This is a genomic window from Vibrio sp. V42_P2S4T144, from assembly GCF_009904715.1.
GTDB classification, from domain to species: domain Bacteria; phylum Pseudomonadota; class Gammaproteobacteria; order Enterobacterales; family Vibrionaceae; genus Vibrio; species Vibrio alginolyticus.
In genome coordinates, this window is record NZ_WXWS01000155.1 from 20,020 (window position 1) to 37,458 (window position 17,439).

At 49.7% G+C, this 17,439-nt stretch carries 30 protein-coding genes; 2 read left to right on the top strand and 28 right to left on the bottom strand.

Annotated elements, in window-relative coordinates:
* Positions 1-19 precede the first annotated feature (19 nt).
* From CAG68_RS05110 to CAG68_RS05175, 14 genes are all read right to left on the bottom strand, one after another.
* On the bottom strand, positions 20-1,618 hold the full coding sequence (locus CAG68_RS05110; protein WP_161440851.1) for a hypothetical protein: 1,599 nt from the start codon (positions 1,616-1,618) through the stop codon (positions 20-22).
* Between the two features lie 296 nt (positions 1,619-1,914).
* Positions 1,915-2,205 (bottom strand): hypothetical protein, encoded by a 291-nt coding sequence (locus CAG68_RS05115; RefSeq protein WP_161440852.1) that lies wholly within the window; start codon positions 2,203-2,205, stop codon positions 1,915-1,917.
* Positions 2,202-2,402, bottom strand: a complete 201-nt coding sequence (locus CAG68_RS05120) for a hypothetical protein (RefSeq protein WP_161440853.1) — start codon at positions 2,400-2,402, stop codon at positions 2,202-2,204. The genes CAG68_RS05115 and CAG68_RS05120 overlap by 4 nt, the downstream gene beginning before the upstream one ends.
* Positions 2,402-3,187 (bottom strand): phage baseplate assembly protein V, encoded by a 786-nt coding sequence (locus tag CAG68_RS05125; protein ID WP_161440854.1) that lies wholly within the window; start codon positions 3,185-3,187, stop codon positions 2,402-2,404. Before CAG68_RS05125 ends, CAG68_RS05120 begins: the two co-directional genes overlap by 1 nt.
* 22 nt (positions 3,188-3,209) lie before the next feature.
* Complete coding sequence (locus CAG68_RS05130) at positions 3,210-4,205, bottom strand: hypothetical protein (RefSeq protein WP_161440855.1); 996 nt, start codon at positions 4,203-4,205, stop codon at positions 3,210-3,212.
* Complete coding sequence (locus CAG68_RS05135; protein WP_020195265.1) at positions 4,202-4,933, bottom strand: hypothetical protein; 732 nt, start codon at positions 4,931-4,933, stop codon at positions 4,202-4,204. Before CAG68_RS05135 ends, CAG68_RS05130 begins: the two co-directional genes overlap by 4 nt.
* Before the next feature lie 72 nt (positions 4,934-5,005).
* Entirely contained in the window at positions 5,006-5,311 is a 306-nt protein-coding gene (locus CAG68_RS05140) for a phage tail assembly chaperone (RefSeq protein WP_161440856.1), read from the bottom strand.
* Between the two features lie 3 nt (positions 5,312-5,314).
* Positions 5,315-6,097, bottom strand: coding sequence for a hypothetical protein (locus CAG68_RS05145; protein ID WP_161440857.1), 783 nt, complete (start codon positions 6,095-6,097; stop codon positions 5,315-5,317).
* A gap of 20 nt (positions 6,098-6,117) precedes the next feature.
* Positions 6,118-6,315, bottom strand: a complete 198-nt coding sequence (locus tag CAG68_RS05150) for a hypothetical protein (protein ID WP_161440858.1) — start codon at positions 6,313-6,315, stop codon at positions 6,118-6,120.
* A gap of 2 nt (positions 6,316-6,317) precedes the next feature.
* Positions 6,318-7,241: a chemotaxis protein gene (locus CAG68_RS05155; RefSeq protein ID WP_161440859.1), complete on the bottom strand. Its 924-nt coding sequence runs from the start codon at positions 7,239-7,241 to the stop codon at positions 6,318-6,320.
* Complete coding sequence (locus tag CAG68_RS05160) at positions 7,238-7,978, bottom strand: hypothetical protein (RefSeq protein ID WP_161440860.1); 741 nt, start codon at positions 7,976-7,978, stop codon at positions 7,238-7,240. The genes CAG68_RS05155 and CAG68_RS05160 overlap by 4 nt, the downstream gene beginning before the upstream one ends.
* Positions 7,978-9,156, bottom strand: a complete 1,179-nt coding sequence (locus tag CAG68_RS05165; protein ID WP_161440861.1) for a hypothetical protein — start codon at positions 9,154-9,156, stop codon at positions 7,978-7,980. Before CAG68_RS05165 ends, CAG68_RS05160 begins: the two co-directional genes overlap by 1 nt.
* Positions 9,153-9,467: a hypothetical protein gene (locus tag CAG68_RS05170; RefSeq protein ID WP_012219870.1), complete on the bottom strand. Its 315-nt coding sequence runs from the start codon at positions 9,465-9,467 to the stop codon at positions 9,153-9,155. The genes CAG68_RS05165 and CAG68_RS05170 overlap by 4 nt, the downstream gene beginning before the upstream one ends.
* Positions 9,464-10,090: a hypothetical protein gene (locus tag CAG68_RS05175; RefSeq protein ID WP_161440862.1), complete on the bottom strand. Its 627-nt coding sequence runs from the start codon at positions 10,088-10,090 to the stop codon at positions 9,464-9,466. Before CAG68_RS05175 ends, CAG68_RS05170 begins: the two co-directional genes overlap by 4 nt.
* Before the next feature lie 314 nt (positions 10,091-10,404).
* On the opposite strand from CAG68_RS05175, the gene CAG68_RS05180 reads away from it, so the two are divergent.
* The gene (locus CAG68_RS05180; protein WP_020195257.1) at positions 10,405-10,635 is read left to right on the top strand and encodes a TA system antitoxin ParD family protein; all 231 of its coding nucleotides are present in this window, start codon (positions 10,405-10,407) and stop codon (positions 10,633-10,635) included.
* On the top strand, positions 10,610-10,933 hold the full coding sequence (locus CAG68_RS05185; RefSeq protein WP_161440863.1) for a type II toxin-antitoxin system RelE/ParE family toxin: 324 nt from the start codon (positions 10,610-10,612) through the stop codon (positions 10,931-10,933). The genes CAG68_RS05180 and CAG68_RS05185 overlap by 26 nt, the downstream gene beginning before the upstream one ends.
* 40 nt (positions 10,934-10,973) lie before the next feature.
* Here the strand turns inward: CAG68_RS05185 and CAG68_RS05190 are convergent, their stop codons facing one another.
* From CAG68_RS05190 to CAG68_RS05255, 14 genes are all read right to left on the bottom strand, one after another.
* Positions 10,974-11,321, bottom strand: coding sequence for a hypothetical protein (locus CAG68_RS05190; RefSeq protein ID WP_020195255.1), 348 nt, complete (start codon positions 11,319-11,321; stop codon positions 10,974-10,976).
* A 129-nt stretch (positions 11,322-11,450) separates the two neighbouring features.
* Positions 11,451-11,666, bottom strand: coding sequence for a hypothetical protein (locus CAG68_RS05195; RefSeq protein WP_161440864.1), 216 nt, complete (start codon positions 11,664-11,666; stop codon positions 11,451-11,453).
* A 3-nt stretch (positions 11,667-11,669) separates the two neighbouring features.
* Entirely contained in the window at positions 11,670-11,957 is a 288-nt protein-coding gene (locus tag CAG68_RS05200; protein ID WP_161440865.1) for a hypothetical protein, read from the bottom strand.
* 2 nt (positions 11,958-11,959) lie between these two features.
* The gene (locus CAG68_RS05205; RefSeq protein WP_161440866.1) at positions 11,960-12,280 is read right to left on the bottom strand and encodes a hypothetical protein; all 321 of its coding nucleotides are present in this window, start codon (positions 12,278-12,280) and stop codon (positions 11,960-11,962) included.
* An 11-nt stretch (positions 12,281-12,291) separates the two neighbouring features.
* On the bottom strand, positions 12,292-12,564 hold the full coding sequence (locus CAG68_RS05210; RefSeq protein ID WP_202599851.1) for a hypothetical protein: 273 nt from the start codon (positions 12,562-12,564) through the stop codon (positions 12,292-12,294).
* A gap of 16 nt (positions 12,565-12,580) precedes the next feature.
* A complete protein-coding gene (locus CAG68_RS05215; protein WP_161440867.1) occupies positions 12,581-12,994 on the bottom strand; it encodes a hypothetical protein in 414 nt (137 codons plus the stop codon).
* A 93-nt stretch (positions 12,995-13,087) separates the two neighbouring features.
* Positions 13,088-14,230 carry a tyrosine-type recombinase/integrase gene (locus CAG68_RS05220; RefSeq protein ID WP_161440868.1) on the bottom strand — a complete coding sequence of 381 codons (1,143 nt, stop codon included), beginning with the start codon at positions 14,228-14,230 and terminating at the stop codon, positions 13,088-13,090.
* Positions 14,227-14,610 (bottom strand): hypothetical protein, encoded by a 384-nt coding sequence (locus tag CAG68_RS05225; RefSeq protein ID WP_161440869.1) that lies wholly within the window; start codon positions 14,608-14,610, stop codon positions 14,227-14,229. The genes CAG68_RS05220 and CAG68_RS05225 overlap by 4 nt, the downstream gene beginning before the upstream one ends.
* A 218-nt stretch (positions 14,611-14,828) precedes the next feature.
* On the bottom strand, positions 14,829-15,479 hold the full coding sequence (locus tag CAG68_RS05230; RefSeq protein WP_161440870.1) for a hypothetical protein: 651 nt from the start codon (positions 15,477-15,479) through the stop codon (positions 14,829-14,831).
* Positions 15,480-15,559: 80 nt separating this feature from the next.
* Positions 15,560-15,874, bottom strand: a complete 315-nt coding sequence (locus CAG68_RS05235; RefSeq protein ID WP_202599852.1) for a DUF6527 family protein — start codon at positions 15,872-15,874, stop codon at positions 15,560-15,562.
* Complete coding sequence (locus CAG68_RS05240) at positions 15,871-16,353, bottom strand: DUF2781 domain-containing protein (protein ID WP_237667846.1); 483 nt, start codon at positions 16,351-16,353, stop codon at positions 15,871-15,873. Before CAG68_RS05240 ends, CAG68_RS05235 begins: the two co-directional genes overlap by 4 nt.
* Positions 16,354-16,364: 11 nt before the next feature.
* Positions 16,365-16,733, bottom strand: coding sequence for a hypothetical protein (locus tag CAG68_RS05245; protein WP_014980820.1), 369 nt, complete (start codon positions 16,731-16,733; stop codon positions 16,365-16,367).
* 81 nt (positions 16,734-16,814) lie between these two features.
* Positions 16,815-17,126, bottom strand: coding sequence for a hypothetical protein (locus tag CAG68_RS05250; RefSeq protein ID WP_012219943.1), 312 nt, complete (start codon positions 17,124-17,126; stop codon positions 16,815-16,817).
* 64 nt (positions 17,127-17,190) lie between these two features.
* Complete coding sequence (locus tag CAG68_RS05255) at positions 17,191-17,397, bottom strand: DUF4236 domain-containing protein (RefSeq protein WP_014980821.1); 207 nt, start codon at positions 17,395-17,397, stop codon at positions 17,191-17,193.
* Positions 17,398-17,439 lie beyond the last annotated feature (42 nt).

Here is a 17,439-nt window from a genome sequence, read left to right on the forward strand (position 1 = left end):
CCCAGTGAAACCAGTGCGATTACTGAGGCGTGAAGCGCAACCACATGAACCAATCGCGCCCGTTGTGCGGGTGGAGATCACGATAAGCCAGCTCGTAGAGCGTGTTTTCGTGCTTCAGGTTACGACCGATGCTGTGTGCGTAGTTGATCGCTGAAATCGCATCACCCGCCACATAACCAGCATCACCGTGCTCACGGCCTTTGGCGTAACACAGCACGCGCCATGGGTCCGCCATGTGCGGGTCTTCTTTGAACTTGTAGCCAAACACGGTACCCACATAGTGCGGCTGTGGTAGTTGGCGGTAGTTCGGTGCGTACACCATGTGCGGCGCACCCAGCGATTTCAGAACGCGAGACGCTTCACGGCCAGCAACGACACCCACCAGACCGCTACGCTTGGTGCGGTTCATCAGTTCGGTAGAAATTGCCAATAGCGTGGTTTGGATCATTTCGTAGTGCTGACGGTAAGACAGGCCAGACGGAATCGTCAGGTCGAATGTCTTCTCGCCTTTCGCGTAGAAGTAGATATCGTTCAGGCGTTTGCGGTCTTTGTCCGCTGCCATCAGGTTACGAGCGGTTGCCAGCTGCATACCTGCGATATCAATGTTGTATTCGCGCTTACCAGTGAACTGAGACTGAATAGAGTTGGAGCTAACCAGCGCAGATTCGTGCGGGAACAGCTCGTAGCTCACCATTTCGTGCTCAACGGTCGGGATCAGAGACGGGTCTTTCTCAATGGAGATGTCTGCAATGGTATGGATCTCGATGCCGGTCTTCGGTGCTTTGGAGAACTTCACCGCAAGCTGACCAACTTGATAATTCACCGTGCCGGTAAATGTTACCGTGTCACCGTCTGCGTCAGTGAATTTACCAAAGATGCCGCCTTTACCGTCATCACCACCAACAGGCATACGATCAACCAGAATACGGACCTTGCCTTTCACAAATGGCATTGCCTTCGCTTTAGCAGCGATATCGAAGCTGAAATCAACGGCTGTGCCGTCACCGCTGCCGATTTGGTGGCGTTGGTCCATCGACGCATACTGACCGTTGAAATCGACGTCAATCAAATCGCCTTCGCTTAGGTCGCCAAACGTTGAGCCGGCCACACGGTTGATGCGGAAGATCTCAGACTTGTTATAGTTCGCCGGAATGTGCGTCACCATGTCATTGGTGATCATCATCAGCTGCACCGGTACAACCAGAGCAACCATGCGGTTACGCTGAATGATGCCTTCAGAAGCACTCATTGAACCATCACCGGCACTATCGAGAATCGCGCGTAGATGAGGGTTTTCAGTGTTCGGATCCAGCATGTTCTCAATACTGTTGTGCATTGACGACATCAGCTCAGCTGACGGCATTTCACCATGCATTGAGTGGTAGTGACGGACCGCGTTGGCGGCAGAGCCTGCAACCATCTTTGACATTTCACCGGCATTATCAAAGATTGAACCGTCAAGGCTTTGAATGATGGCTTCATTGCGAGCGGCACTGTCAGTGATAATCTCACCATTATCCATCTGCGGATCGATAATATGTCGCGCAAGCTGCGAAGCGTTGTTGTTGATTGTAGCGACCTGATCGCGGTACGCCTGTTCTGTGCTAGGAGTTCCCATTGTCTCTTCCTTATTGGACTTGCGCACCGGCTTTGGTGCTTCAAACATGGTTTTTCAGCAAAGAGGCTAACAAGGGGGGAGATACCCAGCATCAACACAAAAATTTTAGTTATCGGGGGTTTGCCGGCCGGCACTTCTAATTTACACAACCGATTTTTAGCAAGTAGAGAGGGCACATAGAGCAAGGGGAAAAGTGAAGCGAAAACAGGTTAATTGCTAAATCGTGCTAATAGCATGTTTATGACAATATAAAAAGCACCAGAAACGGCGCTTTTTTAGGGAAAGAGAAAAACGATTTAGGTGTATGCCGTGAGCGGTCTATCTTCGATAAACAGGAAATCTCTGCCGTGTTTAAGCTGCGAACCGCTCGAATCAGTAAATAACCATTTCACATTTAGTGACCAACTGCAGCGACAGCCTAAACGGTGCATAATTTCAACTGAACCACAGTCATTACAGACCGTAATTGGAGTAATACTGCCAGCCATCATGTTACGGGCCTTACGTTCGTCCTCTTTGGTGATTTCAGGGAAAGACATACCCGACTGCTTTTCTTTAAGCAGCGCATCCAAACCGTTCGTATTCATTCAATCTTCGCCTTTTCGCCGCCATAAGAGCCGCCGCCTTTCACGATCACTTCACCGGAAGAGGTAATGTGCTCGACAACCGCTTTTGCTATGGCTTCTGCGAGTTCATCCATCTTGCCGTGCTGGTTGGCCACAAACCCAAACCCTTCAAGGTTGGATTTGATCATGCCTTTGAGAGTACTGTCACTAAGCGCCATTATTTACCCGCTGTCACTTGTGTTGAGAAATCAGAATGAGGCTTACCGGTAAAAGAGCAGAGGTGATCACCGGTCACAACGCCTTTGCCTTTATTGAGGTGAATGCTTTTCGCATCAATATGCGCCGAGCCGGATACATTGATTCGCCAGTATCCCCCAATCTTTTCTGTCAGGTTGCCGCCTGCTTCATTGTTGATGTTGCCACCAGCATGATTTTCCATATCGCCCGTGGTTGAGTGATGGCTGTCGCCTTCGACGTGTAAAATGGAGTGCCCACGCGCATCAAACTCAAAGGCAGTCCCTGTCGGCATGTGAGTAACGCGATAGACGCTGTCCTTTTCCACTTCAAACATCATGCCGTGAAGAATATACACCTTGCTTTCGTGGTAGCCCTGCGGCGATGGCTTGGGTTCTTTGTGGCTACGTTTATGCTGGTATCGCCCTTCACCTTCAAATGCTTCCGGCGGCAGGTTCGGAATACCGTCAGGATTATGATGCACTGAGCCGGTGATCCGTGGGCGTCGTGTATCTTTGCGCCCATGGGTGTAATAAGGAAAATCCACCCACACCAGATCGCCCGTCTGAACCGGTGTAAAGTCACCCTGTCCGACTCGGGCACCGACTGGCAGCTTATACGTCGCCCACGGCAGTTTGTCGTCCGGCACATCGTCAAACACACCAAACACGCGCACTTGCACGCGCATTTGTTTCTCTGGGTCCTGCACGCTGACCACCACAGCTTCTAGCTCTGGCCGTTGGAGCAGGAGATCGGCTGGATTATCCATTGAATACCCTTTAAATACCTATTTAGTGTTTATCTAGTATCCCTTTGATACGGTTGTAATACTTTTTACCCTTGTAGCTATGCGCCACCAGACCAATAACCACCAGCGTTGGCAGGCTTTCATCTATTGGCCTTTCTAAATCTGAACGGTTCCAGATAATCTCGATCGCATCCCCTGCCCTGAGACCACCATTACCAAACATGTAGGCGTCCAGAACCGGAATGGGGATCTTGCTGAGGTTGTCCAACACAAACCGGCTGGTTATGCCTGAATGCTCGATGGGCGCTGCCGAGTGTTTACCGGAATAGACCATGCCTTTTTTGTCATCCCACCCCACAAACCGGCGCTGGGTTAGATCTTCAATCAGCGAGCTGTCATTGGGTGTCGTGTATTGCGATATTTGGTATTGCTGGCGCGTGTCGTTGTAGTGATACAAGTAAGTCGGCGCTCGTTCCTGCAGCTCTTTGAGCGTGCGAAACACCAGCGTGCCGCGACGGATAAACACCAATGCGCCCAGCTCTTTTGCCATCTGCCTAATCAGGCGTGATGGACGCTGCGCCGGCAGCAAATGAAAGTCCAACCGGATAGGGAACGTACCGACATCGAGCGGCATGTCTGGGGCCAGTTGGCGCAACACCTTGCTGACTGGCTCTTTGACGAAGCAACGGGCACTGGGCGACGGCTGCTTTAGGTCATGGAGCGACTTTAAAAGCAGGTTAAACGTGATGGCACCACCCTCGCTGACCGGCATCGTCATGACTATCCATTGCGCTTCCCAGTTGAGTGCATCCTGATTGACAGGATCGGACAACACCACGGTAAACACAGCTTTTTCCTTAATCGCCAAATCATCACGCAGGTACTGCTCTTTATCGTCGTATTCGATAATGAGCTTTGGCCCGTCTAACGTTGTGGTTTCAACGAACGTCGCTTCAAGCAAAAAGGACAGGTCCAGTTCTTCACGTTGATCGCCGTGATAGACGATGGACTGGACCAGCTGGTGCTCATGACGACTCACGAGAACACCTCTTCAAGCGGTCTGAACTCAATCTTCCAACGGATCGGGCTGATATGGCCCACGCCTTTACCATACAAGATAGGCGCATTGACTTTGTGCTCAACGTCCACGGCATATAAGCGACCATCAGCGTAGTTATGGCTTAAATTGTTCGCCTCAATTGTCTGAGAGTCCTCTATGGTGATCGGTAAGTCGATGTCTTCGCCAAACAGTGAGTACGTCACATTGAAACGATGGCCACCAGCACGGCGACGAGCAATGTGCATGTGCCACGCCAGCACCAAACGCTCTACAGACGCCTTATCATTGGCCATAAACACGATGCGGTAGGTCAGCTCAAGGTAGCTGATACTGATATTGGTCTTTTTGAGCAGGGCATCGTCCCAACCGGTGACGCTCTCTACGAACTGCGCATATTCAGCGGACGCACTACGAAAACCGATCGGGCGGTAGTAGTTGATCAGCGGCAGTCTGGCCGCATTGAATTTGCGCTCTCCGTCGCTACCTGTCTGCTTTTGGAACTGTCGAATTGCCTGAATAAAGGCTTTGGGTGAATCATAGTCACCACGGAATACCTGTTGCTTAGTATCACGCTGCAGAAAGGCTTTTACATGGTGCGGACAGCTTTCCGGATCCAGCTCTGCCAATGCATCAACGATGTGACCACCAAAGGCCACATCGACGGGGTAAAAATCGGTAATGTCGTTCTTTTCAGTAATCTCGGTCATGGTACTACCCAATAAAAAAGGGATAGCACAACGCTACCCCTTTTCGATTTCGAGATCCCTTACAGGGAAATGTTAGAGCGTTGGCTTTGGCGGCCAAACGACATCATCTGGATTGTCATAAGTCTGAGGCAAATCACGCAGCAACTGGCGATAATTAGCAAATTCGGCTTTTTTATCCGTTGTAAGCTGAGCATCAGGCATTTGGGTCCAGTCTGTCTGATCAATTAACGGCTGACGCTTTTCTCTAACCAGCTCCCATTTGGCGTTTGCCACCACTTTATCTTTTTCCGCCTGCGGAATGTCCAGTAACTTAAACGTGTCAGTCTCTGTATCAAAGTTAACATAACTTTGGCCGTTGTAATGAAACGAAACAATCATAATTTATTCCTGTGGTGTAAATGGTACGTTAGATGGGGTGTTATTTTCGTCTGCGCCGAGAATGACATCGTCGGTATATTGAAACCCTGTAGCCACATCTACCGAAAATAGGCAGCCACTTCGAGCTAAAAACCCTTTGGTTTTTACAATGTCTGCTTCACGCAATGCGACTTTAACAGGGTTAACATAATTAAAGTATGAACCACAAAGAGGGATGCTATCACTCTGAAGATTAAGAATTAACCGGCTTCGCGCAATAACAAAATTTCCTGCTGTTGAAAATTGAATGCCATACGTCGGTGTTTTTTCACTTGTTTCAACAATAAGTGTCTTACGGTAAGAACCAAAAACGATTGTACCGTACATATACAGGACCGCCTCAAGCGAGACGATAGGGGTGGTTTCATCGTAGTGATAAGATTGACTTGTATCAGTGTTATCCTTCCAAGGAACAATATTCACAAAGGCGGCATAACATCTAACATTTTCTCCATCAAGAATATGACGTTGGCTGCGAGCTACGTAAATTGTAGCCTTAGAGCCAGTCGAGCATGTTCTAAGGGCTTTCTTTAAAGTTTTAAAAGGACGAGACGACGCGCCTGTATTCTCATCATTGCCGTTTTCTGCGTCAACGTAGTACGTTACAAGATTGTTAGACGTGATGGTCTCTGCAATCTCATTCGCGGTTTGCTCGACCTTATGGTCAATCTCATTCGCTTTATTTTCAAAAGTATCCGTCAGACGTCGGTTACTCTCAATTAGTGCCTGAAATAATGGGTCACTCATGGCAACCTCCCATAGTTTGTTTATGCATTGGTATTCCCACTTAAACGATCTGCAACATCGTTGTTTTGTTTAGTGATGGCTTTAACGGTCGCCATCAGATCCTGCTTAAACTGCTCAAATTCCAGCGTGGAGACCATGCCGGTTTGAGCTTCCTGTTTGGCATTGGCAACCTGTTGCTCGGTTGCCAGCTCGCCATAACGCTTAGGGGGCGTTGCCATGCTTAGCCCTGCGTTGAGGTCAACGTGACACGCACAGAAACGGGCGTCACGCTGGCATCATGTGGTTGAGGGCGGAAATGCACCCCTTTGGACTTCAGTTCAATGGTGAAGCCCACCGCGAGTTTTTGTGTGATGTACGCCTCCACCAGCGGATTGCCTTCAACCGTGGCCGTAGCCATATAGTCGGTCGCCAGTGAATAGCTCCCCATCCCCTCTTGCACAGTCAAAAAGTCATAGGTACCGGCAGTGCTGGAAATGGTAATGTTCTTCTCTTTGAGCTTGCGCATGGAGTTCACCAGATTGACGGTTTCCTGCATCTGCTGCAGTACGTCCGTATCGGTCTGGTTCAGCTGCTCCAATGCGGCATTGATGGTTGCCACCTTGGCGGCAATATCAGAGTCGGTCGCATAGGTCGCATCAAGGGCGGCGATCTTGTCTTGGCTGTTCTTGATGGCGCCGGATAGCGTGGTGAGGTTCGCCATCACCGTCGAGAGTCGCTGGTTAATGGCCGTTGCAATGTCAGCGTTCTGCTGCTCGTTCTCCGTGCGAATGGTTGCCAGCTCAGCATTGATGGAATCGCGCAATGCGGCCATCTTGCTGTTGATTTCAGCGATCTGCAGGCTGTGCTCGGTCCCCAACTGGCCCAGAATGAGCGAGACTGAGTTTGCAAACGAGGTCAGCTTAGCGTTCACATCATCCCGTAACGTCTTCGCGGTACGGTTCAGAGACTCGTCGTTAACCTCATCAGCGGTTGAAACTGGCGTAAAATCGACAGAGGCCGGCGCCGTCACTGACGGGACCGACACTTTGTTTTGAACTGGCTGGGTTGTGATATCGCTCGGGGATGGCGCGGTAACGGTCGCATCATCTACACCCGTTACCGGCGTGAGTGTGATATCGACTGGCGCGTTAGGATCGGTACTCATTGTTCATCCCCTTTGAATACATCAAAAATATCGGCAATGGCGCCCACTTTCTCTTGAAGGTCCGTTGCCTGCTTGTTCAGGTTCTCTTCGTTGACTTCATCCTGCTCGCTCACCGTTGGTACCGGCTGGCGCAAGGCTTCAATCTGCTCTTTGCTGGCTGACTGCGCCAGTTTGTTCACCACACCCGTCAAACTTGGCTCTGGATGCGGATTTGGTAAGAACTCAATCGGCTCGCCGGCTTCTGGTTCAAACTTGTCTGGCAGGAAGTCACTGCCGACATCAAACGGCATCAAGTGGTACTTAAAACCGCCGGATCCGTTCTTACCAATAGGCTCAGCTTTCACGATGTAGAGCAGGCGAACCTGTATTTCTTCATCAGCGATTTGCTCTTCAATCCAGATAACGCTTTGCTCGGGTACGTTTGGCTCTTTGATGAGCATCTGAAAGACTTCTTCGCCTTCATCGGTACCATCACCAAACGCCAGCATTTGGATAGAATCACCATCATTGAGCAATTCTATGGCCCGTGTAATGGTCGGGCTACTATAAGAAAATGTTTCCTCCCGAGCCTCTAAGTTACCGACCACATCACTGTCATCAATGTGTTCTAAGGCGTTCAGCTGAGCTTTAAAGAGCAGGCAGTCAAACGCATTGGGGTTAATGTCTAATGTCTTCTGCAGATCGGCGTAGATAGGTTCAAACACACGTCTGCGGTCTATGGGGGTTATTCTGCTCATTACAGGTCCTTAGCGAGTTTCTGGGCGTCAGCCAGTGGGACTTTGTTCATTTTGGCGAAGACTTTCACCGCGCTGTCACGGTCTGCGCCGTACATCTTGGCCCTGTCCAGCTCAGATCTGAGCATTGCCTTCAATTGGTCACGGCTTGCGCCCTGCGCTTGCTTCTGGCGCTGCTCAACGGCTTTCTTTGCCTTCGCTTTGCTAGTCGAGACCTTAGATTGCTGCTTGCCAAGCTGTTTACGCAGCTCTGCGACCTCTTTTTCCAGCTTCTTGATGTACTTCGGATCTTTGACCTGACGCTTAAAGACGCGCTTGGCCTGCTTCATTTTGTTGATCACCTGCATAGCAGCGGCTTTGTCTACATCACGAGGACGGGCACGCTCTAACTGCTCGCGGTCTTCTTTGGTCAGGAACGAATCGGTGTTATCACCGGCAAAGCCTTCTTTCTCAGCCTGCGCTTCAAGCTGTTTGGCGAGCTGGGCCTGCACCGTAGGCGACTTTAACGCCCCCAGCGCTTTGAGCTGGTGTTTGCAGCAACAACCGGTCAGTTTGGGGTTTCGGACCTTCGGAAAGTCTTTCTCATAGGGCGCTATGGCAAAGTTGCCGGCTGTGGCGACATAGCGGTACCAAAACTGATAACGGCCACACTGACAGTCAATGGAGACATTGCCCAAACAGATACGCTTTACGGCAGCTGCCCAGCTGCGCTGCGTCTGAGTTAACTCTTCCATCCAGTTCTCAAGACGGATCCGGACCTGATAGCTCCCCTCGCCATGCTTGCCCGAGGCGGTGACATTGAAGTGCAGCAAATCACCACGGACCTTATAAAGCCGTGCGACTTGGATCTCTGTATTGGCGCGTTGTACGTCTATCTTGCGAGAGGCAACAATCAGCTGATCCAGCGGGGCGCCACGAGTCCGGCCCCACTTCTTCGAGGTCGACTTACGCGCCTTGTCAAAGGCTCGCATGTCGTCAATGGTGAAGGGATCGCCGCCTTTCTTTGAACCCAGCAACACCGAGTGATACAAGGGCAACTCACCGGTGCGGATTGCTTCACGGATCGCTGCCGGTGACAGCGTTCTACGCGCATACTGGCGCTCGGCCTTCTGGTTACGGCGACGTTCGTTAAATTCTTTGTCCTGATTGCGGACGTTTTGGGTCATTTCTGGCTGCTTCATACGCCCTCCTGCTCAAACTGGCAGTAATAGCGAATGCGCGTTCTCACCCACTTAATGGTCGGCAGGCGGATCAGGCTACCGGCAGCGAGGTATTCACGCATATCATCAAGGCCAGCACACACCGACACGATTTTCTTGAGGCTATCCGTCCCGTAGTAACGCAAGGAAATAAGCTCGGGCATCCGGATCTCATCTATCGAGACCTCCCACTCTTCCCACTCAAACAAACCGTCGCGCAGCTCACGGTAAAAACGAGCACGGATCAGCTCATCTTGGATATTCAAAGGGCTTAGGCGTGATAACTGGGTCATGCATCCCCCATATCGCGCTCAATGGTGATGCGGCGTAGCGTTGTAAAGGCGGGATCTTCGTCTTCGACGTTGATGGCATCCAAGAACGTATCAACATAGTGCTGGTTAACTTGGTTGAACTCACACGCCGTCAGCACGCACAACAGAATGGCACGCTGATAACCGGAAAATTTGGAGTGGTCGATGTCATAGCGGTAACGCCCACGGTCATCCGGCACGATGTTAACGCTATTGTCACGGATCCAGTGACGCTCCAAACCCTTGTTCAACACAATGCAACCTTGTTGGTTGCCATCGGTAGTGTCACCAAGGCGAAGCAGGTTAAAATAGTGGTCAAAGGCGATATTCATGTAACCGCGCTTTTCAGTCGGGTCCGATTCTTCAAGTAACACTTTGTGGGCGTACTCGCTGAAATCATCCCCGCGCTCTTCGACGACCATGTGATAGCCTTCGTCGTGCTTTTTCTTCAAGTCACGTTTGAGCTTTCGCTTCCATGTGCCAAACGCACCGGAAATCTTTTCGAGCTTGGCGATCACCAACAGGTCATTATCAAGCACGGCGGTCGCTTGGACCTGCTCTCTTCCCAGTAGCGTGACACAAAATATCTTCTTCTGTGTGCTCATGGCTTTGTCTCATCATAGAAATGAGGTCATGATGAACGCTGGCGCACGTTGTCGCAGCAACAGGGAAATATTGCGAAATTCTATTGCTTTGTTTTGCTTATTTGCTCGTTGTGACAACTAGAGGCGTATAAGCCACTGAATAGACTTGATTTGATGGGCCTCGCTAATTGCTTTAAGTGAGTTGTGTCAATTAGAGCGCGCGACGCAAGCAACTTCCGGCCACAAGTGGCACGCCTTACTTGTGATGCGACAAATGATTGCATTGTGCGCCATTGTGTCTATAATGAAATCACCGCTATATAGGAGATTGAACAATGGCAACAAGCGTCCGATTAAATGATGACTTTGTTTCCGAAGCCAAGGCTTACGGGACCGCAGAAAATCGCTCTGTGCCTATGCAGATAGAGTACTGGGCCAAGATTGGCAAAATCATGATGGAGAATCCAGACCTCTCTTATGAGTTTGTCCGTGAATCATTATTAGCTACTGAAGAGGTTAAACAGGGGTTGGTGAAGCCGTATGAGCGAAGAACAAAGAGAAATTGAGGTCTTTGAGGCTAGACGCTTCACCAAAGCCCTAAGCAAGCTGCCAACAAGGCAACTCAGCACCGTTGAAGATGAGATCGAAAAAATTATTGCCAATCCGGAAATAGGTCAGCAAAAGAAAGGCGATTTGTCACATTTGCGGGTACATAAATTCAAGGTGAACAAGCAAGAATTGCTGCTCGGTTACTCTTGGGTTGATAATGAGTTAAGGCTTTACCTGTTAAGCCTTGGTTCGCATGAGAATTTTTATACCGACCTGAAAAACCAACGGAAAAACGACCTCAAGCTGATCAACTGAACCGGCGGGGAATCGCCCGAAAGGCACTCCCCGCAGATCGTCAAAAAAGCCGAAGCGTACCATCCTGACTAAGCTTCACCTCCATGCCTTCGATTTTCTTTACTTCCGACATCCAGAAAAGCTGCTGTTCCATTTGTGGCAGATCACCGACCAAAGACATCAGCATAGCCATAGGCATGTACACGAGCTGCGCTGGGCGCCCATATTCACGCTCGAAACGCTCATGGTTGTCTTTCAGGAGGGTGAGATAGGGATTATTATTCTTTGCCAGCTCACAGGCTAACGGGCTGACTTTGTGATGCACACTGCCAATCGTGCCGACATTGGCATGATCCGCTTGTTTCATTGCTTCGGCCAGCTGGTGGCCCAGCTGCTCTAACTTGTCCATGGTCCGTTCCTTCTACTCGATAAAACGGACTTAGGGTGGCATTGCGCTCACCCTGTCGCCACAACAAAAGGTTATTGGTCCCAGCTGTTCGGAAATGCCGGACAACTGAGGTAAGCCATAAACCGCGAACTATCCGGAAACTCCGGATGGTTCATCCAAGTGCAACCAAATCACCCTACCCCAACGGTCAACACTGCACTTTTTCCCACCATGGAAAACTAAAACCACAGGGCCTGCACTGTCATCTGAAACAGATTCCACCAGAGAGAAGTCTGTTTCATCAATTAATGAGGTAAGCTTCTGCCTTGCAACAGGAAGGTAATTGTCTAGATCTGGCAATTCCACCCCTTAATTCTCCACCGAATCAAGCACCATAGGCTTGCGTTTGCCGTCTTCAAAATAAGCCACCATGGCGTCACCAGATTCAAATTCCAGTGTGATCAGCTCAGGCGTTAGGTCACGATCGTCAATCACCAACACATAGCCATCACCGGCCTTGTTGATGATGTAGTCGACGATAATACCGTCGCACTCTTCGACTTCCAGCTCAAGCGGGTCAAATTCATTTTCAATTGTGGGCAACTTCTCTTTCAGCACCCCAAACACGTTGGACAATTGCACTATGCTGTCACTCATCTTTATCTCTCTCTAGGAAAACTTAATACGTTATAACCGCGCTCTTTCAGGAAGTAGGCAATGGGCTTGTAGGCAGGCTCATAGAAAAATGGATCCCCGCCAGTATCGCACCAAGCGCCAAACATAACGTCTGGGTGCTCAAGCCCTTTGGATTCGACCGTGCGCTCGCCTTGGAACATGATGTAAGCCTTGCGGGTCACATCCCTTTGCACTCGGATAGCATCAAACTCGTCACGTTCGGATATTTCACGCTGAAGTGCTTGCGCCTCTTCTTCAGTCATTGATTTTGGCACCAGAACAGTGCCAAAAATAGTGATACTCATAAGCCTCTCCATCAGCCAAGCACAGGCAAAACACTCACCTTTTTAAGCTCTTCCAGCTCAACATCTGTCAGCTGAAATGAAATCTCAGGCGGGGTTTTAGTAGAGTTGTCCATTTTGAACATCACGACATTCACGCCATCTTCGTTAAGCGGATAATGATGAAAAGCTCCGGACTTAGGCAGTTCTATTGTGAAGCCGGCACTCCCTTCGATAGTTAACCCCATAGGTGTGTCTGGGGACTCTTCAACGATCTCTAAAATAAAACCTTCAAACTTATGTTTCATAGCTTCCTCGGTAATCCTAATTGTTATCCACAAATGACAAGCAGTACTGCTCAAACTGGTAAAGGGCCTCGTCGTCAAAGTGCCCTGAGTCGCGCAGACACATCATTTCTTGGAATAGGTGGCGATTCTTCAGGTCAAGATTGATGTAATCATGCAAATGAGCAATGCGCGGCGTTGGCACTCGTCGGTACCAGTTAGCAAATGCCGTGGTAAAGAACGTTCTTGCACGACCTCCGTCCTCAATCGCTTCACGAATGTCCGACAGAACCTCTTCGACAGAGCGAGCCTTGGCGATCGGCTTGGGTTCCACAACCAGCGAGCGGACCGACTCTAAAACCTTGTGCTGATCAAGCTTGCTGTAACGAGAAAACTGCACGCGCAGCTGCTCAAGGTACTCATCCAACATCGACTCTTCAAAAGTCACTTTCATAGCTCTAATCCTTGTATCTAATTACGTTAAAGTTAACACCTAAACAGTATCATATAAATGCACATCTGATACTTATCTGGTATCAATTGTGTATTAATCTTTTTCCTCTTTTCCCCACTGCATAGGAGCTGAACGTGTTTTGACGCGACTATGAGCCATTGCACCATCACGCGCCAGTATCGCCCTGCCATATCTTGCCACCATGGTACCGCTAGACCATCGGCCAGACTGTTGGATCTGCAGGGTGTTGTAGCCTTTTCTAAGCAGATCTTGAGCAGCACCAACACGCGCGCTGTGCGCCGTGAAAGGCTTCACCCCCTGACGCCCCAAGTCCAAAGTTTCCCATGCAAAATAGAACACACCTTCGACCGTTTTGGTGGTGATTGGCTTGTGCAGGACCTCGCCAGTCTGCTTGTCCTTCTTGGGCTTGATGCAGGTGTTGTGCTTGGACACACCCACAAACAAAAATCCGTCACTGCTCATATCCAGCTTGCCGGCTTCGGTGTAATCCATCAGCAAGCTGACCACATCCTGACTGAGTATGCAGGTATCCGGCTCCCCGCTGTGATTGGTTTTGGTGATGGGGATAGTCAGTATCGCGGTACCGTCGCCGGCCAGCTCCATATCACTCACGCGAATGTTCGCCAGCTCTGACGCTCGCAGCATTGACTCATAAGCCACGGCCAGCAATGCCAGATTGCGGCGAAGCAGTAACTTATCACTGCGGTACCAAAGCGAGGTCAGTTTAAGCAGGTGCTGCTCATTGAACGGGGATGCCTGCTTCACGGCCTCGCCCTCTCTCACTTTCTTGCGAGCAATGGCTTTCAGCCGGTCTTCCACGTAGATATCGAGGCAGGGATCTGGACAGCCAGCCACACGGTGAACACGGGAGATCGCCCAGCGATACACCGATAACGTGTTTCGGTGTAACTCTTCCGCTCGCTCAATAAAGAAGGCTTCTACGGTATCCGGTGTCGCCGGCAAAGAATGGCGATGATTCGCCAAACACCAGTCAACAAAGCAGGTCCACGCACTTTCCAGCCGGCGCAGCGTGTTGGGAGAGTAACGCTCTTCCCGCTTTTTGAACTCATTCAGCAGGTGCTCAAATGCAGCCTTGAACTGCTCGTTCTCAGCAACGTTGATGCCTTTTTTCTGGGCCGCTTGGATTGCCGTTTTGACATCATCCGGCCTGACTCCGGAAAAGTCACCGAGCAGGGAGAGTTGGTTTTCTATCATGCGAATAGGTACCTATGATCGCGCTGTTTGAGGTGTTTGAGCTGGTTCAGCTCTCCGGTGAGGTGTCGAACCTTCTCTTCACACTCCTGCTCTTTCTGCCAGTTCTTGTCCATATCGAAATTAGCGAGCCGGTTGTACTCGCGTTGCTTTGCCTTCAAGTCGGTTTCAGCTTTCTTGCGCTGGGCAGGCTTACCCATTTCAACTTCGACTTCCAACCGGCCAATTTCAAACGCCAGATTGCCGAGCAGTTCAGCACGACGCTGAAAGTCGAGGTACAGTTCAAAATCCGCTTTCACTTGATCAAGTTTTTTCTGAGCAGTCGCTAAAGCTTTCTCGGTGGCTTGGATCGCCACTGAAAAGGGTTCGTGTTTTTTGGTCATGGTCGGGGTCCTTCTTACAATATGCAACCATATTGATTGAAAGCGGGGAAATTGTCAATTTCCGAGAATGACAGTTCTCAGAAATTGAGAGTTAGACGGGCATTTTCTGATCGCCCATAAAGTGACACGGTAACACTTTAAATATTCATCTTTGCTCGGGTATTTCTTGCCGACAATAAAAAACCGCCCGTAGGCGGCTTTTTGCTCAATCGTGGCAATTAGGCGGGGAGAACGTGACAATCCGGAACGGGGCCAGAAGGCAGAGCACCCACCACCGGAATGCGGGTCAAGTGTGTTTTCAGCGTCTCGCGCAGTGCATACCCGACGCCCGTGGTATTAACGATCACCAAATCATAACCGCCCTGCTCGTACTGATCTTGAATCCGGCAAGTGGCATCCAGCACGGTCTCATCGTCTTGAACTTCGGCCAGTAGCGTCCGTTTCGCACGTAATACCGACGCCATATCCCGCACATCAATGGATAAATATCGCTTTTCATTGTTACCCTTCTTAAATAACAAAAAGACTTCACCAGAGGGGATTGGAATATTATTTTTCCCGCGACTTGAGCCAATTAAATTATGCGCAACCAGCGGAACAGAATAAAAGAGCATCAGCAAAACAGAGAGCGTTCCAATAGCCGAGCCGCCTTTTAATGGGTCCCATAATAATTGCCTGAGCGGTTCAGATAACGGCGCAGCAAATAGAATAACGGCCATGACAACGCAATATGCCAGCGTAAACTCTTTGAATAGTTTGGTCGTTGAAATCTGCTCTTTTTTACCGAGCAATCCCACAAACAAATAGACGCCCAGTGTCATGAAAAACCATGACATTAAGCAATACGAAAGGACTTGATAAATACTCATTGTGATTCCCTATACATGACTATGACTTAGCCAATATAGGCGGATTACCCGCCTATCCGTACAACACAACTTTGTTAAATCTAGTCTTCCTCAACCAGAGCCATATCAACCGTTTTACCTGCTAAATCATGCGTGCAGTCATTCAGGTATTGCCATTGTCCATTTACAATGAACGAGTGGCAGCGTTTATGGATCCGCTCTTCTCCTTCGTCCCACGTTACCAGCAGGCTGGGGCTAAAGGTTGGCTTTTCCAGACTTTCATTAAAGGTCCACGTTGGCCCACCGTTGGGATTAGCCACATAGATCACATGAGGTATTCCACAACCAACGCAATCAGCCATATAGCCCACCAAATCACCATTCCCGTTAACTACGGGATCCACTTTATTGCTCATGATGCGTCCTTTTTAGTTGCAGCTGCTAACAGTGAATTCAAATCCAAACCAAGCAGCTTTTCTGCTTCAGACTCCGTGAGCTTGAGCTTGTATTTGGGATTCATGAGCGCCCGAACGGCAAAGCTATTGTCCCTGTAATTGCCCTTAGCAACCTGGGTTTTGTATGCCTGCACCTCGGACCATTGGCGATAAGGACGCACCAACAGGTACAGCAAGGCATGAAGCGCAGGCGCCAAGCCGGTGATCGCGATACTGACGGGCATCATGACCGGATCGCTATTGAAGAAGTACAGCGCAGGCCAGCCAATCAAAGACATCAGCAGAAATAGCGCCCACCACTGCCTGACGTGGCACTTTTCATGCTCAAGCAGACCAATGTCGTGCTCTTTACCTTTGCGAAGGGTGATCAGGAAAAGACGGGCGTTGCCAGCCTGCCAAGACGGCAGCTTATCCGTGTAACGGGTAATGTAGTATTTCATATCATCCCCCATCACTTGAACGAGTAGCACTGCTCGTGCTCATCGTGTTCTATGGCCCGTCGGCAGTGGTTAGGATCAAACCAGAACAGCGCATTAACCACCTTCTCCATGATAAGGGCCACCTTGCTCCCTTTCATGGCAGCGCGGCCTATACGCCCTGATATGGTGTGGTCCATGTTGCCAAATCCCACCGCATTCACAGTTTGGTCGACCGACTCCCACACGTTGAGAATGTAGGGTCTGATCTTGCGAAAGGGCAGTGACAACAAAGAGCCGGCAACCAGCAGAACGCCAAGCGGACTCAGCAGAACAGCGGCACCGGCCAGTAGAATGAAAATGAAGATGAATAGTGCCTTGAGATAGGCAAGGGATGTGTTCATAGATGCTCCTGAAGGTTAGGTGAACAGGCTCATTATTCACCGCCTCCACTGGGCGAGCATCTATACAAAAATGTCAGGTTATCAGCTGTTCTTGGCGTTGCATCCGTAGAAAATGACGTCCTCTTTGGGGTAATCGACAGGGCGCCCCAGCACTTCCCTTGCCTTTCGGTTTATCTCTTCAAACGGATAAACGTCAGTGCCCTTGAACTGGTCCCATTCATCCCAGTCGTGCGGCAGCTTCCGGCAACACCAGTGGTCAACGTTGAAGATGCCATGCAGGCACGTATTGCACGGGTAGTTTGACTCGTTGTTATAGCCATCAAGATCACGGGTTAGCTTCAGTTGACGACCGAGCGGATCATTATCTAATTGAATTTCTACTTCATTGCTCACAGTGCATTTCCTTATTGGTGTTTACTTAATACCGAATGAGTATTTATAGAGTATTTTAACGGTATTAACTGTTTTCTTTCTTTTGCAGTGGCACTTTCTTTCTAAAAGACAACCCAGTGCCAACCAAAGAGCCACTAAACCAAACACCACGACGACCAATATTTAATTTAACAAATCGGTTGCCAATGGTAATTGAAAAGCTCGCCTTAGATATATTCACCCAAAGAAAGGGCAGTACTCTAATTCTTTTTTGATACCTTAAACCTTTCACCGTTCCTCCTAGCCAATAAAAAAGGCGAGATAACCCCGCCTT